Below are 16,757 nucleotides of genomic sequence, written 5' to 3'. Positions count from 1 at the left end.
AGAATATGAGACAAGGCAAAACAAAACCGGGAATAAATTTTTACATCTTCCCGGCTGTCATCAACAAATTAAAATTTTTATATAATTTACTGCGATAAAAGTGTAAGCATTACTCCGGCAGCAACTGCAGTCCCAATAACTCCGGCAACATTCGGGCCCATTGCGTGCATTAACAGGAAATGCCCCGGATATTCTTTCTGTACACATCTTTGAACGACACGAGCAGCCATAGGAACAGCAGAGACTCCAGCAGCTCCGATCATGGGATTAATTTTACCGCCCGATAAATGCTTCATAATTTGACCGAATAAAACTCCGCCGAATGTCGAGAAGGCAAACGCTACGAGTCCTAGACAAATAATTGCGAGTGTCTGCAGCGTCAAAAATTTATCAGCTTCCATTGTTGAACCTACTGATAAAGCTAAGAAAATTGTAACGATATTCATTAACTCGTTTTGCGCTGTATTGCTTAATCTGTCAGTTACTCCGCATTCTTTTAATAAATTTCCAAACATTAAAGTCCCTACAAGAGGCACGCACGCAGGAAGAATTAAGCCTGATATAACCGTGCAGACGATCGGGAATAATATTTTTTCACGCTTGCTGACTGGTCTTAATTGTCCCATTACTATGCCGCGATCTTTCTTGCTCGTCATTGCGTAAATAACAGGCGGCTGAATCATAGGCACGAGCGACATATAACTATATGCGGCAACTGCTACAGCTCCTAAAATTTGCTTTTGTCCGAGCATGACCGTTAAATAAATACTTGTCGGCCCGTCAGCACCTCCGATTATTGCAATACTGGCAGCTTCTTTGATGTTGAACGAGACAAGCCCGTTTGTTAAAGCTCCGACCCAGTTAGCTCCGATAAATGCAACGAAAACGCCGAACTGTGCAGCCGCTCCGAGTAAAAATGTTATGGGATTAGCAATCAAAGGCGCAAAATCTGTCATCGCTCCGATTCCTAGAAATATCAAAATCGGGTAAATTTCGAATTCTGCACCGTAATACAACGAACGCAAAAATCCTATCGTGTGAGTGGCCTCGTTATATCCGTCAGTTATTCCTGAGAGAGGCAAATTAACAAGTAAGCACCCAAATGCTATTGGAACTAGTAATAATGGCTCGAATCCCTTGCCTATTGCGAGATATAGCAGGACAAACGCCACTATAATCATGATAATATTTCCTTGCGTTAGTCCCATGAAACCCGACTGAAGCAAAAGATTCTTGAGAGCCGATATGTACATCTCCATTCTTGAATCAAATCCTTTCGCGAAAAATTTTATATATGAATTCTTTAATTAAGCTAATTTATATCACATAAAATATATCTTTGGCAAATATATTTATCAGCGCGCGTTTATTCCGTGTCTGAGTCCTCTATGCATTGCGGGATTATTATTATTTTCCTGTTGATTTGCTATAACCAGCTCATGTTTAGGCAGCTCGCTTTGAATTTCCTTGATTCTTTCTATCAACAAATTTATAACGTGCTTATCATCTTGATTATTTGACGGGATAATTTTTTCTTCAGGCGAGTTACTATCATAAGAATGAGACAATGCCAGCGAAATTTTTGCACAAGCAGGGCCGATTAACTCATATAATACGCTCGAAGCAAGTATTACAGTTCTTAGCATATTGCCAGTATCACCGCCCAGAGTCCTCGCGCCCAGTTCAGCAAGTCCAATAGCGACTCCTGCCTGAGGTATTAAAGCAAGTCCTAAATAATTGCGTACAAGTTTATTTTTTCCGGTTATAGCACAGCCCGTGAAAGCTCCTGCATATTTGCCCATTATTCTCACAAGAAAATATACGACTCCGACTGTCAATAAAATCCCATTCCCGCCGGTCAAAGCTCCTAAATCAAAGCAGACTCCCGAACGCACAAAGAATAATAATAAAAACGGGGGCGAGAAATAATTTAATTGCTTGAATAATTTATCGTCATCAGTAATATTTACATAAACAGTAGCCATAAACATGCAGCCCAGAAGCGGCGAAACTCCTAAAATCTGACAGACTCCGCAAAATCCGAATAATATAGCAACTGAAATTATTATCTTGTTATCCTTAGATCTATTTTCAGGAATCAAAATTTTCAGCACGACTCCCAGTAATGCGCCTATAAAGACACTCAAGAAATTAATTAATACAGGCCTGATTATATTGCTTAATTGAAAGCCTGATTTATTCCCGCTTGAGGCCAACGCTACAGAAATCGCGATACTATATGCAATCAAGCCTACAACGTCATCAAGAGCAACTACCTGCAATAAAGTATTTACAAAATCTCCGTGCGCTCCAGTCTGCCTAATAGTCATCATAGTTGAAGCAGGAGCCGTCGCAGCAGCCAAAGCCGCTAATACAATCGAGAACGCCAAATCTAAGCCGAGAAAGAAATACACCGCAATAAATACAAAAATTGACGCAACACAAGACTCAAGCACCGTGATAATTAAAACTTTCGAGCCGCTGCCCTTCAAAGCATTGAGCCTGAAAAACTGCCCGGTACTGAACGCAATAAAAGCAAGCGCAACATCCGGCAAAAATTCCGTGTAAGTCCTGACAACTTCAGGAACGAGATTTAAACAATATGGGCCGATTAATATACCTGTTATAATATACGCTGTAACATTAGGGAGCTTAAAAAGTTTTGTGATTCTAGTCAGCGCAAAACCGAATAAAAGCATTATGGCAATGCTTATAATTCCTACAGAGACAGCCGAGCCCGTGTTTAAATATTCTACAAGACGAGCAAACAATTTTTATTCTCTCCTTTCTCTTCTTGTTTGCAAATGTCGTAAAGAATTCAAATTTTAAAACATAATATTTTAGCATTTTTTCAGGTGATTATATTGCGCTAGTTACTTATTATATATATTCGCATTTATAAAAATTTTATCGAGCGGATTTCACTGGGAATTATTAATATTTAATTTCTTTCACGGCCTCACACTCGCAGGCATTATAAAAATTTTATAGCAATAAGGACGAATCACATAATAAAATATTTCTTTCAGGCTTTCACATTCACGAGCATATAAAGGCAGACAGGACGACTCACGCAATAAAAAATTTATTCACGGCATCATGTTCGCAAGTATTATAAAAATTTTATGGCAATAAGGGCGACTCACATAATAAAATATTTCTTTCAGGCTTTCACATTCACAAGCATATAAAGGCAATTACTAACAGGACGACTCGCGCAATAAAAAATTTATTCACGCTTTCACACTTGTAATAATAATAAAAAATTTCGCTCCTAACAACTTTATAGCGTTTATATAATGAGTCACGCACAAAAAAATTTCACGACTTGCACAAAAAAATTTCTCGCAAAAACTCTCACAAAAAAAATTTAACACATAACAAAAAATTTTCATTTGTAATTAATTGCTATAACTAGGAAATATTGATATTTTTGTATTAGTAAATGTATTAGTAAAAATTTATCCTTCTAGGCTCTGAAAACGTCATGAAATTATTTTATCACAAACATTTTTACACGAGTTAAAATTAAATCTTGACAGCTAAAAATTTCAGGCTATAATGTTTGACATAACGAACAAACACGAAAATATAAATCAATCAAGAGCCTTACACCTGCAAGAAGGTTCATGAGAAAATAAAATTTAGATTCCTCGTTCTTGTTCGATCGTTTTATAGTTTTACCCCCCTCAAAGAATTAACGAGAGACTCTCACAAAGGCCTCTCTTTTTTCTTTATGTATATATCGCGTGAAAATTTCATGATGAGCAATAAAAATTGTCCGGTATTCAATGGCACCCGAGAAATTCTGCTTAGTGCTGCTTTCTTCCGAACCTGACACGATTCACAGACTCCCGCCGCATTGAGCCGGACGCAAGTAATTATACTACAATCCGATTAATTCTGACCAGATAGAATTTCCGAGTCTCATGCCCCGTTTACTTAGTGAGATTCTTTCAGGCGTGATAATAAATAAATCGCTGGGCATTTGCATTATAACTTTCTCGATTTCAGGCAGTAAAATATTTCGCTCAACTCCGAATCTTGTCCGCAATGATAATATTACGAGTTCTATTAAATTTTCTCGAACTGATAATTTCTCGCGCTGGATTAAATTTTTATCGAGCTTAAAATATTTATGAATGTCGGGGGGATTCTTGAGCCTCACTCCGTCAAGATAACTCACAGCAGAAGGGCCTAAAGCTATTACATTATCATGATCCCAGTATGAGAGATTATGCAGGCATTCATAACCGGGCGGGGCAAAATTTGAGATCTCATACTGCAGAAAATTTTTCAGGGGCAATAAATATTGTGCGTAACGATAAAATTTATAGCCGTTGTAATTTAGTGAGTCGTTATCGTATTCGCGAAATAAAGGAGTGCCGGGCTCTAAAGTTAATTGATAGGTCGAAATGTGAGAGGCAAATTTTATAACTTGCTTTAATGAGTCCGCCCATGTTCGCAAAGTTTGGCCGGGGATCGCGAAAATTAAATCACAGCTTAGACTCAAACCTGACTCATTTATTAAATTCATAGCGTTTATTGCAGCTCGTGAATCATGCAAGCGGCCTAAAGTTTTTAACTCGTCATCATTCAAGCTCTGAACGCCGAGACTGACACGGGTAAAAAAATTTTCTCTCAAGAAATTAACAAGTTCACGAGTCAAAGAATTCGGGTTTGCCTCACAAGTCGCCTCGATTAAATTATTAATATCAAAATTTTCGCGGATTATATTTATTAATTTGTCCCATTGAGAAAGATTTAATACACTCGGAGTCCCCCCGCCTATATAAATAGTCTTGACTCTTGAGCCAGTATAAAATTTTGCTTCACGTTTTAGAGTCTCAAGCCACGAGTCAATATAATTATTATTTCCTGAAATACTATAAAACGAGCAGTATTTACATTTTTTCTCGCAGAATGGGACGTGTATATATAACGCGTAAAAATTTTTATTATTTCTCGGCATTATCGACTTGCATAAACGCTAAAAACGCCTCTTGAGGTATAGCAACTTTTCCGATCTGCTTCATACGTTTTTTGCCCTCTTTTTGTTTCTCTAGTAATTTGCGCTTTCTCGTAATATCTCCGCCGTAACATTTTGCAAGAACGTCTTTTCTCAACGCACGAACATTAACACGAACTATTACCCGCCGCCCGATTGATGCCTGTATGGGAATCTCGAATACTTGACTCGGTATTAACTCTTTTAATTTCGTAACTACTGCATGACCCCGATTATAAGCCGCGTCCTTATGACAAATAAAAGAAAACGCGTCGGCAGCCTCACCGTTCACAAGAATATCGACTCTAACAAGTTCGCTGGCTTTCAGGCCGATTAACTCATAATCAAGCGATGCATATCCCCTTGTTTGTGATTTTAGCTTATCATGAAAATCTACAATGAATTCAGATAAAGGCATTTCGTAAATAATTCGGACTCTTTCAGGAGTTATATAGTCCATTGATTTATAAGTCCCCCGCCTGTCTTGAATTAATTGCATGACCCGCCCAGTAAATTCAGACGGCACAAATACAGAAAGTTTTATATACGGCTCGCGAATCTCTTCAATTTCTGACGGATCGGGGAAGTCGCTCGGCCTGTGAGCTTCTATAATTTCTCCTGAAGTCTTCACAACTTCATATACAACATTCGGAGCAGTCGCAACAAGTTCAACGCCGTATTCTTCCCGTAATCTTTCTCTAACTACGTCCATATGCAATAAACCCAGAAATCCGCACCTGAATCCGAATCCCAGAGCTTCCGAGCTTTCAGGCTCATACGTTACGGCTGAGTCATTCAAGCATAATTTTTCGAGGGCGTCCCTTAATTGCGGGTAATTGTCGCGTTCAACCGGGTAGAATCCGCAAAATACTACACTTTTGACTCGTTTATAACCGGGAAGGGCTTTACTTGCGGGGTTTGCTGCGTCCGTTATAGTGTCGCCGACTTGAGCTTCAGCAAGAGTCTTAATACTGGCTGTGATATAACCGACTTCACCGGGTCCGAGTTCATTTACAGGAGTAAAACCGGGCTTAAAGACTCCGGCCTCATTGACCGGGTAAATAATCCCGTTCGACATAAACATAATATTTTGACCTGATTTAATTTTGCCGTTAATGACTCTTACATAGCAAATTACACCGCGATAATTATCATATACGGAGTCAAATATAAGAGCTTGAAGCGGTAAATTTTCGTCGCCTTCAGGTGCGGGAATATCAGTTACAATGCGTTCTAGAATCTCATTCACTCCTGCGCCGGTCTTAGCACTTGTTAATACTGCATTGCTTGCGTCGAGTCCTACAACTTCTGAAATTTCCTGCTTTGCGTTATCGGGTCTAGCTGATGGGAGATCTATTTTATTTATAACGGGTAAGATTTCAAGATTTTGATCTATAGCTTGATAGGCATTTGCTACGGTTTGAGCTTCAACCCCCTGCGACGCGTCAACAACGAGTAAAGCACCCTCACAGGCTGCCAATGAGCGCGAGACTTCATAAGCAAAATCAACATGGCCGGGGGTGTCGATTAAATTCAATATATAATTTTTGCCGTCGCTTGCTTTATAATTCATTCTGACTGGTACAAGTTTTATAGTTATTCCGCGTTCACGTTCAAGAGTAAGGGAGTCTAAAATTTGCGCCCTCATGTCTCGTGACGCAATAGTGCCTGTTGCCTCAAGTAATCTATCAGCAAGAGTAGATTTTCCGTGATCTATATGAGCTATTATGCAAAAATTTCGGATTAAATTATTATTCATGTTCTATCACCGTGTAAATAATATCATGAGCGCGAAAAGTTTTTATATAGGGGAGTCGAACGTGAAAAGCTCCCCTTTTTTGATTTAACGAGGTTCAATGCCTAGAGATTTTGCCATATCCTGCACGAACTTGATAGAGACTTCTGCATATTTTGCAATAGTATCAAATGCAAGTTTGCCATCTTTGAGCATATTTGAGACAAAACTTTTATCTCTTTCTGCACGACCTTCTGCACGACCTTCCGCACGCATTTTTTCCATAATTCCGCTCAATTTCTTTACCTCCAAATTATCGGACTTGATTAATCTTACTCTTTCAGCAAGTATATCATAATACATTTTATCGGGGTCAGGCTCAAAAAAGTCATGCATGAGTCTTCCCAGCGGTGTATTATCATTGCGGCATTCCCCGTTGACGTAAATAATATGCGAACCGTCATTTATTGACTCTCCTGTTGAGCTGCTGAGTCTGTCAAAAATTTCAATAGGGAGTCCCTTTTTCATTACGTCGTATTCAGTTATAAATATCACGTAATTATCGCGTATAGAATTAAATTTTTCTCTAGGATTCAAAGATAAATAATCCAACATCGCAACATGAAATCTAGCGCGCTTTATACTTGCTCCGGAAATTTTGCGCTGGACTTCGATATTATATGCTGCTTTGCTGCCTTCTTCGGCTAATATATCAAGTTCGAGAGATCTGCCCCAGCCTCTGATAAATGCTTGTGATTCTGTTCGTGTTATGCTAATATCATCACGATTTAGAATTATTCTAAGCACAAATTCAACAGCTTTGACTTCACGATTAAAACATTCGTTCATAAAAATGTCATCAATGAGTCTTAGCTGCTGGACTTCATTATAAAATTTGATTTCCGTTATATCGTACAAAATTTAAGACTCCTTTATAATATTTTCGTTCATGCTGCCTGTTCTGTAGCCCTGCAAATCTAGTGTAACATATGAGAAGCCGAAATTTTTTAATGCATGAAAAATTTTTGTCCTGATTGAGTCCTCGATTATTCGCGTAAAATTTTCCGGTGTTATCTCAATGCGCGCTATATTGCCGTGAATCCTGACTCGTTCCTGCTTAAAGCCTAAATCCTGCAATAATTTTTCAGAGTTTGCAAGCATGATTAATTTTTCCGGAGTAATACTCTCACCGTAAACGAATCTTGACGCAAGACACGCAAAAGAAGGTTTATCCCATGTCGGTAAATTCAGGGAGCGCGAAATTTCTCTAATATCTGACTTTGTTAGGCCGGCTTCACGCAAAGGACTCTTAATGCCGAGTTCTTCTATTGCCTTGAGTCCCGGCCTGTAATCTCCTAAATCATCAAGATTTGAGCCTTCTATTACGTGAGCTAAATTATTTTCTCGTGCTAATTTCTTTATTCGCGTAAATAAATCTTTCTTGCATAAATAACAGCGGTTCGGAGGATTCTTGCTGAAATCTTTAATGCTTAACTCGTCGACTTGAATAATAATTTGCTTGATATTATGAGATTCACAAAAATTTCTGCCCTCGTCAAGTTCACGGCCAAGAATTAAACGCGACTTTATAGTAACTGCTACGGCCCTATTCCCTAAAACCTCATGAGCAGCGAATAATAACAGAGTCGAATCAACTCCGCCGGAAAAAGCAACGGCAGCACTTCCAAGCGAGGCAATATAATTTTTTAGCGATTCATATTTTGTCATGATAAATTCTCCCATTTTTTATAAATATATCAATTCTGAACGAGATAATATGCATGAGTCAAGATTCAAATATGATACAATTTGCTTAGATTCAAAAGGGGGCAATATTCATGAAATTTAAAATGGTACACGAGAATTATAACGTGCAGGATTTAAGCAAATCTCTTGAATTCTATGATAAGGCTTTAGGGCTTCACGAGAAAAGGCGCAAGACAGCTCCGGACGGTTCATTTATAATAGTGTATATCGGCAATGAAGAGTCAGAGTTTGAGCTTGAATTAACGTGGCTTAGAGATCACCCGCAAAAATATGACATCGGAGAAGAGGAATTCCATTTAGCTTTTCACGTTGATGATTTTGCAGCGGCTCACGAACTTCACAAGAAAATGGGCTGTATTTGCTTTGAGAATCACTCAATGGGAATATATTTCATTCAAGATCCCGACGGTTATTGGCTGGAAGTTATACCGGCTAATAGATAGATAAGATAAATGCTTGCTTGATTGAGTGAAATTTTTTGCAGGTCTCATGATTGAGTGAGGCCTTATTTTTTGCGCAGATAAATATTTAAATGTAAAAGCAAAGAGTTTATGCTAAAATATTACTTGTCAAGTTTTAAAATTTCAGCACGGCTAACAATTGGCCGGGTACTCTTTGCTAATCTCTATTATAACATAGAGTAAAGGTTTAATATGGTCGTGCAAAAAAATTTTTTTAGGAGCATTATAATTTTTATGGTAATAAGCAGGGATTTCACAAAGATAATAAATTATATATTAGATAATTTGTTGCCGCCGATTCTTAGAGATTGTTACTGGTTAATGTATCCGATTTATCGTGTAGCTTGCGGACGAGATGCGGCAAAGTTGCTGCAATATAAAGATAAATTCCCGTACCTTGATGAAAAAGGTTATAACGAATATTATGAACTTGCAGCAAAGACTCTTATATCACAAAGGCCGACAGATTTAAATAATGCTACTTTAAATTTTATCCTGAATAATATAGAGTCCGGAGAAAATGTCCTAGATGTGGGCTGCGGAAGAGGTTATTTAGCTAAGGAAATCGCTAAAATCAGTAATAATACAGAAAATATTATCGGGTTGGACATTGAGAAGCCGCTTGATACAGAAGGCTATAAATTTGTGCAAGGGTCTATTACAAAAATTCCTTTCCCTGATAAATCTTTCGATAAAGTTACTTGTTCGCATGTACTTGAACACGTTGTAGATTTTGCGGCCTGTTTCTCGGAATTAGTACGAGTAGCAAAGAAAAAATTAATTATTGTCCTTCCTCGTCAGCGTGAATATAGATATCTTGCTGATTTACACGTTCGTTTTTTCCCATATGAATATAATATAAGAACACTTTTGCCGACTCAATTTAGGGACTCAAAAATTCAACTTATCGGCGGAGACTGGGGAGTAATTATTGATTTAGCGTAAACTCAGGCAGGCCAGGGGGCGACTCATAACCTGCCTAAAATTTTTATTGTTTACCAGTTCTCAAATCTCTTATTGCGATTCAAATTTTTTATTATATTCATTTCGCAGGGAGTCAACTCGAAATCAAACACGTTAATATTTTCGCGGATATGTTCGGGATTACTTGATCCAGGAATGACTATATAACCCGCCTGAATCTGCCAGCGTAATATAATCTGCGCGCTAGTTTTCTTGTGTGAGGCTGCTATTTTCTTTATGGCCGGATTGTTGAGAATCTCTCTTGCGCTGCCTCGTCCGCCGAATGGATACCACGACTCTATAATAGTCCCGTAGCGAGTCAAATATTTCTGCAAATCTGAATTCTGATAAAAAATGTGATTCTCGTTCTGAACTATTGCGGGAATGATTGACGAAATTTTTGCGATTCTCTCAAATTCCGCCGGAGTGTAATAATTTGATATGCCTATAGATTTAATTATGCCTGCATTTACTCCGCGTTCAAGAGCCTTATATAAATTTTCGTCATTATAACCGGGCTGATGTATTAACATTAAGTCAATATATTCAAGTCCTAAATTTTTATTTGACTCGTTTATTGCTGAGTCGTAATTATTTATTCCGGGAATTATTTTACTCGTTATAAAAATTTCGTCGCGCCTGATTATGCCATCACGTATAGCACGCCTGACTCCCTGACCGACTCCGGATTCATTGCCGTAATATCTAGCTGTATCTATTAATCTATAACCTGACTTTATAGCAATATATACTAAATCAGCAGCCTGTGAATTATTCAGAGTCCACGTTCCCAAGCCTAACACGGGAATTTTACGGCCGTCATTAAGATTTCTATATTCCATTGCTGAAGCCTGACTCACGAGCATTATAATTACAGCTATAACACTTAAATATACGCGAAAATTTTTTAGTGCATTCTCCCGCCCGTTATTGCCCGCGATAAAGTTATTTGAGTAATATAATATTTTCATGTTCACACTATAAAACAAGCCCCGCAAGAAATTATATAATCTCTCACGAGGCCCGGAAAATTTTTATTTATTTCACGTAATTATCCATGAAAGAAATAATCTCGCTGAATGGGATTTTTTCGAGATTGTCATATAAATCAATGTGTGAAGCGTCAGGAATTATTATAATTTTCTTGTTATCGCCCTTGAGTCTCTTGAAAACGTCTTCACTGAAATATTTTGAGTGCGCTTTTTCTCCGTATACCAGCAAAACAGGCGAGCGAATCTCTTCAACCCATGCTAACATCGGCATATTTATCATTGCGAGTCCTGCCGTAACATTCCAGCCCTCATTAGAATTTAATGATCTCTTGTGATAGCCCCTCGGAGTCTTGTAATATGCGTAATAATCTTTAACGAACTGCGGCGCGTCTTCAGGTAACGGGTCAATAACTCCACCGGCCCGCTTGTAACTGCCTGACTCGTAGTCTTTGATTCTCTGCTCGTTCATGGCCTTTTTTGCGTTATAACGGGCTTCTTCTGTGTTGGCACTGTCAAAATATCCGTTCGCGCTGACTCTAGACATGTCATACATAGTTGATGCAACTGCAGCTTTTATTCTCGTATCAGCAGCCGCAGCATTTAAAGCAATTCCGCCCCATCCGCAGACGCCTATGATTCCAATTTTTGACGGATCTATAAATTTTTGCACTGAGAGAAAATCAATCGCTGCCGAGTAATCTTCTGTGTTAATTTCAGGTGATGACACATAACGGGCGACTCCTCCGCTTTCTCCTGTAAATGAAGGGTCAAAAGCAAGCGCAACATATCCAGCCTTAGCCATTTCTTGAGCATAGAGTCCTGAGACTTGTTCTTTAACTGCACCGAACGGCCCGCAGACTGCAATACCGGGATATTTTTTGCCCGCGTCAAAATTTGCAGGTAAATATAAATCTCCTGTTAAATCTATTCCATAACGATTATGAAAATGTGCTTTCTTTACTTGAATGCTTGAGTCAATCTTGAACACTCTTGTGTCTTCCGTGAAGTCCTTAATAGAGTCCTCCGCAAATGAACCCGCAGCAAAACACGAAATAATTGCAAGTGCCGCTAAAATTTTTATCATGTTAGTAAATCCTCCTGTTAGTGTTAAAAATTTTTATGCACAAATTATCGCAATGAAATTATCAAATGTCTAATGCTTATTTCGCAAAATTAGTTATGCAGAAATTTTTATATCCCGCTCCAGTAATCCCCGCGTCAATAATTGCTGTCACTAGGAAAATTTTACATTCTTGTAGCTGTAAATGCAGCTGTAAAAATATTATTTTCTCGTGAATAATTTAATCACTGCAGGCCATATCACAACTATAAATATACTCTCAATAAAATATCTCATGAATTTGCGGTAAGTTGACGAACATAAAATTTTTAGTGCGTCTTCAATATATGAACTCGCAAAATAATAATAAAACGCGATTCCTATTACTGCCAGCAAGACTCCTCGAAAATTTACACTTTTATACGAGAACTTGATAAATTTTTTGTCGATATAGAATCCTATAAGAATCCCCGCTAAATTTCCTATGTTGCCTATAGTTGAGGCTCTTGCGCTGTCAGGTTTGACTAAAATTTTACCGGCTGAGTCATAATCTACAGGATAAGACTTGAAATATAAATATACAAATGCAGCTATACATATTATTATTCCGGTCAATAAGAAAAATTTTTCAGACTCCGGCCTGCGTTCGATAAAAGCGAAAATTTTTGCAGTAATATATAACGTCAATAAGCTCAATAATACACCAGTTATTACATCTTGCGGAGTGTGAACTCCTATATAAAGCCGCGATAATATCATGAGAATAATTAACAATCCCATAATCCACGAAATTATTTGCGTCTTCTTCCTGCATAGAACAGCATAGCCCCCTAAAAGAGGAGTCACTAACATTACATGACCGCTCGGAAATGAGTAGCCGCCTTCTTTATCTAATGGAATCACACGAGAATCTTTTATGAACGGCCTATATACGCAAAATATTCCCTTAAGCAAGCCGTTAATAAAATAGCTCAATCCGAACGACACAAGCACAAATAAACCTTTTTTCTTGTTAATGCACCAGTAAATAAATATCGCAGGAAATTTCATATAAGGAATTAAGTCCGAGATAAATAACGCAAGCGATGTCAAGTATTCAGTCCTTATACTTTGCAGCCATAAAAGAAAATCTATATCCATAAATTTAAGCCCTCTCAACTTTCACGAAAAATTTTATCACTGCCGGCCATAATGCAGTAATATACATCATACTTAAGAGTCCCCTTGCAAGCCTCGTAGCATGATTAAAGTTAAATAATGCGTGCCTGAACTCTATAAATATCAAATAATAAATTGTTATTCCCATGAGCGCGAAAAAAACTCCCTTGAAATTAAATCCCGTGTGCTGAAAGTTTATATATTTTCTGTCAAGATAACGACCTAATATCAAGCCGGCTACTTCTCCTATACTAGGCAATGAAGATTTTATCATGCTGTCATAATTAACTATTAACTTTCCTTTAGAGTCATAGTCCATCGGATAAGATTTTAACTCGGCATAAAGCAGCACTATAACGCAAATAATCAAGCCCGTAATCATGAAAATATTTTCCTTTTCAGGATGAGAATATATATAAGCAAAAATTTTACTTGTCAGCCATAACGAGAATAACGCCATTAATACACCTACTAATACATCCTGCGGAGTGTGAACGCCTAAATAATTTCTTGACAGTGCCGTCAATATAATCATTAAAGCACACAGCCACGAAATAAAAGCCGCCTTCTTTCTGCACAAAACAGCGAGTCCCCCGTAAATCGGAGTCGAGTCCATAACATGCCCGCTCGGAAATGAATAGCCGCTAGCATCTTTTATAGCAACTTTATCCGGGATAATTCTTGAATCTCTAATCCATGGACGATATACACAGAAAGTTAATTTCAGGATCGAATTAATAAATCTGCTTATTCCTATTGAGACAAGTATATAAAGTCCGCTTCTCTTATTAATGCACCAGTAAATAAAAATCGGTATAACAATAAGCCCGGCCGCTGCTATAGTCGTAATCAAGTTAAAGAACGGCGTTAAAATATTGTCCGTGCTCTCTCGAAAATTTTGCAGCCATAATAAATATTCAATGTCAATGTCCATTAAAAAAATTTCCTTTCTTGAATAATATATAATAATACGTAAATTATAGCTTGATTTATGCTAAACTTATACGAAAAATTTTTAACTCGAGGGGAATAATAATTCTTGAATAATACAAGCATGAAGTTAAACGGCTCTGAAATATTGATACAGTGCTTAATTGAACAGGGAGTAGATACTATTTTCGGTTACCCGGGCGGAGCTATCTTGAATGTGTACGATAAATTATATGATCATAAAGAAATCAAGCATATTTTAACGGCTCATGAGCAAGGGGCTTCACATGCTGCAGACGGTTATGCGAGGTCAACGGGCAAAGTCGGAGTCTGTTTTGCTACATCGGGGCCGGGTTCCACTAATTTAGCGACCGGAGTAGCTACGGCATATATGGACTCTGCTCCTGTAGTGTTTATAACTTGCAACGTGAACAGCGATTTAATAGGCCGGGACGCTTTTCAGGAAGTCGACATAACGGGCGTAACTCTTCCTATTACTAAGTGTTCATATATAGTCAGTAAAGTAGAAAATTTAGCTGACACAGTTAGAGAGGCTTTTGCGATTGCCAGATCAGGCCGTCCGGGTCCGGTATTGATTGACATACAGAAAAATGCGACTGCTGACGAGTGCGAATATTACCCGGTAACTCCTGAAGAATTCTTTATGAGTACTGGCAGCCGTATAGAAAGATTGCGGAAGACTCATCATCCCAGCGTGGGCTATCCTGAAATTGATTTAAACGCTATTGACGAACTCGCAGAATTAATTGACAAGTCCGAGAAACCTTTATTAATTTGCGGCGGGGGGGTCGTACGTGCTAAGGCCTCGCAGGAATTCAGGACTCTAGCTGCAAGAATGGACTCGCCGGTAGCAATTACGGTAATGGGCGGGGGAGCATTTCCGGGCGATAGTGATTTAAAAACCGGCATGATAGGAATGCACGGCTCTCAAGCGTCAAATATGGCGTGTGATGCATGTGATTTATTAATTTCTGTAGGCTGTAGATTTTCCGACAGAGTTACACTTAATCCGGCGGGATTCGCGAAAAACGCAAAAATTGTACAAATCGATATCGACCCTTCAGAGATTGACAAGAATATAAAATCAGATTTGCACATAGTCGGGGATGCTAAGAAGATATTAAATTTATTGCTGGTAAAGTTAAAGCGCGACAAGAAAAATGACGGCTGGAAAAATTACGTCTTCTCATTCAAGCGAGAGACAGAATACGATGACGACCCTAATCACGAGACTTTAACGCCCAAGCAGATTTTATCGTCAGCTGCTGAGATTCTCCCTCAAGATACGATTGTTACAACAGATGTAGGGCAGCATCAAATGTGGGCAATACAACATTTTAAATTCGATTATCCGGGACAGTTAATTACGTCTGGAGGATTCGGCACTATGGGATTCGGGCTCGGAGCGGCAATCGGTGCACAGGTCGGAAATCCTGACAAGACAGTTTTACACGTTACAGGCGACGGAAGTTTCAGGATGAACTGCAACGAACTAGCAACAGAAGAATTTTACAAACTCCCGATTATAACGTTAATATTCAATAATTCGACTCTGGGAATGGTCAGACAATGGCAGCATTTGATTTATCATGAAAGATATTCGCAGACGACTCTAAACAGGGGGCCGGATTTCGCAAAACTTGCCGAGGCTTATGGGATTCACGGCCGGAGCGTTCACGATGTAGAGTCATTGCGTCAGGTCTTAACGGAGGCTGTAAATTCACGTTCTGACGGGCGGGGCTGGGTCATTGACTGCAAAATCGATATTGACGAGATGGTGCGGCCGATGGTCGGCGGAAATAGTTTTATAGTTAATTTCATGCTTGATTAGAGGTGAGTTTATATGCAGGCAAAAGAATCAAATAAAGATTTAAAGCGTTATACAATCGTTACAGCAATGGACAATGAGGCCGGAGTCTTATCACAACTCGCGCATTTATTTTCTCGTAAGGGCTATAACATTGAGACAATTGCGGCAGGGTGGACGGTGGATCAAAACGTTACTCGCTTTACGATTGAAATTTATTCGGACGAAGAGAGAATCAAGTTACTTTGCAGCCAGTTAAGAAAATTAGTTCCGATTCATTATGTGAAGATTCTTGACAAGTCAAAATCTATCAGGCGTGAATTAATGCTCGTGAGAGTCCATGCAGCAGACAGAGCAGCCCGCAATGAAATTATACAAATCGCAAATATTTTCAGGGGATCAGTAATTGACATAACGCCGGACTCGCTTACTCTTTCAGTTACAGGGGACGATCAGAAGACTTCAGCATTTGAGAGTCTGCTAAAAGAATTCGGAATTATTGAACTTGCACGCACGGGAATTGTAGCAATAGAACGCGCCGAAATGTAAAAAATTTATTCCCCCGGCCTAAAAACTGGGGGATTTGCTTAATTTCACTAAAATATTTATGGCTGATTGAAGAGGGTCAAAAATTTTCTTTGTGAATATAAAGCCGCCTTCTAAGCATTCACGATACAAAATAGGAATCTCTGTACAGCCGAGAATAACGGACTCATTATTGAAATTCTGCACGAACTCATGAAAATTTGACAAGATTTCTTTATTGATTGAGTCTTGCTTTACTGCCTCGATAAAATCACGCAATTTCTTATACTGTGAGGAGTCCGGCGAGTCGATTTCAAGCCCGTATTTCTT

Annotated in this window: 15 protein-coding genes and 1 other RNA gene; 4 read left to right on the top strand and 12 right to left on the bottom strand. The window is 38.6% G+C overall.

Annotated features, from left to right (window positions below):
- Positions 1 to 86 precede the first annotated feature (86 nt).
- The 7 genes from IJS99_00695 to larE form a co-directional block, all read right to left on the bottom strand.
- On the bottom strand, positions 87 to 1,259 hold the full coding sequence (locus IJS99_00695; protein ID MBQ7560337.1) for a sodium ion-translocating decarboxylase subunit beta: 1,173 nt from the start codon (positions 1,257 to 1,259) through the stop codon (positions 87 to 89).
- A gap of 96 nt (positions 1,260 to 1,355) precedes the next feature.
- A complete protein-coding gene (locus IJS99_00690) occupies positions 1,356 to 2,771 on the bottom strand; it encodes a cation:proton antiporter (GenBank protein ID MBQ7560336.1) in 1,416 nt (471 codons plus the stop codon).
- Between the two features lie 1,004 nt (positions 2,772 to 3,775).
- Positions 3,776 to 3,874: signal recognition particle sRNA small type (gene ffs / locus IJS99_00685), an RNA gene on the bottom strand.
- Positions 3,875 to 3,886: 12 nt separating this feature from the next.
- Positions 3,887 to 4,972: a radical SAM family heme chaperone HemW gene (gene hemW / locus IJS99_00680; protein ID MBQ7560335.1), complete on the bottom strand. Its 1,086-nt coding sequence runs from the start codon at positions 4,970 to 4,972 to the stop codon at positions 3,887 to 3,889.
- Entirely contained in the window at positions 4,959 to 6,767 is a 1,809-nt protein-coding gene (gene lepA, locus IJS99_00675) for a translation elongation factor 4 (protein ID MBQ7560334.1), read from the bottom strand. Before lepA ends, hemW begins: the two co-directional genes overlap by 14 nt.
- An 84-nt stretch (positions 6,768 to 6,851) precedes the next feature.
- Positions 6,852 to 7,661, bottom strand: a complete 810-nt coding sequence (locus tag IJS99_00670; protein ID MBQ7560333.1) for a hypothetical protein — start codon at positions 7,659 to 7,661, stop codon at positions 6,852 to 6,854.
- A gap of 3 nt (positions 7,662 to 7,664) precedes the next feature.
- Positions 7,665 to 8,471, bottom strand: a complete 807-nt coding sequence (gene larE, locus IJS99_00665; GenBank protein MBQ7560332.1) for an ATP-dependent sacrificial sulfur transferase LarE — start codon at positions 8,469 to 8,471, stop codon at positions 7,665 to 7,667.
- 110 nt (positions 8,472 to 8,581) lie between these two features.
- Between larE and IJS99_00660 the strand changes: the two genes are divergently transcribed.
- Both IJS99_00660 and IJS99_00655 read left to right on the top strand, forming a co-directional pair.
- A complete protein-coding gene (locus IJS99_00660; GenBank protein MBQ7560331.1) occupies positions 8,582 to 8,953 on the top strand; it encodes a VOC family protein in 372 nt (123 codons plus the stop codon).
- Positions 8,954 to 9,205: 252 nt separating this feature from the next.
- Positions 9,206 to 9,916 carry a class I SAM-dependent methyltransferase gene (locus tag IJS99_00655; protein ID MBQ7560330.1) on the top strand — a complete coding sequence of 237 codons (711 nt, stop codon included), beginning with the start codon at positions 9,206 to 9,208 and terminating at the stop codon, positions 9,914 to 9,916.
- A gap of 50 nt (positions 9,917 to 9,966) precedes the next feature.
- On the opposite strand, the gene IJS99_00650 is transcribed toward IJS99_00655, so the two are convergent.
- The 4 genes from IJS99_00650 to IJS99_00635 all read right to left on the bottom strand — a co-directional run bounded on the left by IJS99_00650 (position 9,967) and on the right by IJS99_00635 (position 14,078).
- On the bottom strand, positions 9,967 to 10,911 hold the full coding sequence (locus IJS99_00650; GenBank protein MBQ7560329.1) for an aldo/keto reductase: 945 nt from the start codon (positions 10,909 to 10,911) through the stop codon (positions 9,967 to 9,969).
- A gap of 61 nt (positions 10,912 to 10,972) precedes the next feature.
- Positions 10,973 to 12,010, bottom strand: coding sequence for an alpha/beta hydrolase (locus IJS99_00645; GenBank protein MBQ7560328.1), 1,038 nt, complete (start codon positions 12,008 to 12,010; stop codon positions 10,973 to 10,975).
- Positions 12,011 to 12,208: 198 nt separating this feature from the next.
- Positions 12,209 to 13,126: a phosphatase PAP2 family protein gene (locus IJS99_00640; protein ID MBQ7560327.1), complete on the bottom strand. Its 918-nt coding sequence runs from the start codon at positions 13,124 to 13,126 to the stop codon at positions 12,209 to 12,211.
- 4 nt (positions 13,127 to 13,130) lie between these two features.
- A complete protein-coding gene (locus IJS99_00635; GenBank protein ID MBQ7560326.1) occupies positions 13,131 to 14,078 on the bottom strand; it encodes a phosphatase PAP2 family protein in 948 nt (315 codons plus the stop codon).
- A gap of 105 nt (positions 14,079 to 14,183) precedes the next feature.
- On the opposite strand from IJS99_00635, the gene ilvB reads away from it, so the two are divergent.
- Both ilvB and ilvN read left to right on the top strand, forming a co-directional pair.
- Positions 14,184 to 15,926, top strand: coding sequence for a biosynthetic-type acetolactate synthase large subunit (gene ilvB / locus IJS99_00630; protein MBQ7560325.1), 1,743 nt, complete (start codon positions 14,184 to 14,186; stop codon positions 15,924 to 15,926).
- Between the two features lie 12 nt (positions 15,927 to 15,938).
- Positions 15,939 to 16,451: an acetolactate synthase small subunit gene (ilvN, locus tag IJS99_00625; GenBank protein ID MBQ7560324.1), complete on the top strand. Its 513-nt coding sequence runs from the start codon at positions 15,939 to 15,941 to the stop codon at positions 16,449 to 16,451.
- An 18-nt stretch (positions 16,452 to 16,469) separates the two neighbouring features.
- Here ilvN and IJS99_00620 read toward each other — a convergent pair.
- A partial coding sequence (locus IJS99_00620) for an aspartate/glutamate racemase family protein (GenBank protein ID MBQ7560323.1) occupies positions 16,470 to 16,757 on the bottom strand: 288 nt, incomplete at its 5' end.

This window comes from Synergistaceae bacterium (genome assembly GCA_017444345.1).
Taxonomy (GTDB): domain Bacteria; phylum Synergistota; class Synergistia; order Synergistales; family Aminobacteriaceae; genus JAFUXM01.
Note: the sequence above shows the minus strand (reverse complement) of the source record. Positions and strands in the feature narration are given on the sequence as shown.

Coding starts and splice junctions, on each gene's coding strand:
- IJS99_00645 (MBQ7560328.1), bottom strand. CDS start 12,010: ATGATAAAAATTTTAGCGGCACTTGCAATTATTTCGTGTTTTGCTGCG.
- IJS99_00655 (MBQ7560330.1), top strand. CDS start 9,206: ATGGTAATAAGCAGGGATTTCACAAAGATAATAAATTATATATTAGAT.
- IJS99_00640 (MBQ7560327.1), bottom strand. CDS start 13,126: ATGGATATAGATTTTCTTTTATGGCTGCAAAGTATAAGGACTGAATAC.
- IJS99_00635 (MBQ7560326.1), bottom strand. CDS start 14,078: ATGGACATTGACATTGAATATTTATTATGGCTGCAAAATTTTCGAGAG.
- IJS99_00660 (MBQ7560331.1), top strand. CDS start 8,582: ATGAAATTTAAAATGGTACACGAGAATTATAACGTGCAGGATTTAAGC.
- lepA (MBQ7560334.1), bottom strand. CDS start 6,767: ATGAATAATAATTTAATCCGAAATTTTTGCATAATAGCTCATATAGAT.
- ilvN (MBQ7560324.1), top strand. CDS start 15,939: ATGCAGGCAAAAGAATCAAATAAAGATTTAAAGCGTTATACAATCGTT.
- IJS99_00695 (MBQ7560337.1), bottom strand. CDS start 1,259: ATGGAGATGTACATATCGGCTCTCAAGAATCTTTTGCTTCAGTCGGGT.
- larE (MBQ7560332.1), bottom strand. CDS start 8,471: ATGACAAAATATGAATCGCTAAAAAATTATATTGCCTCGCTTGGAAGT.
- hemW (MBQ7560335.1), bottom strand. CDS start 4,972: ATGCCGAGAAATAATAAAAATTTTTACGCGTTATATATACACGTCCCA.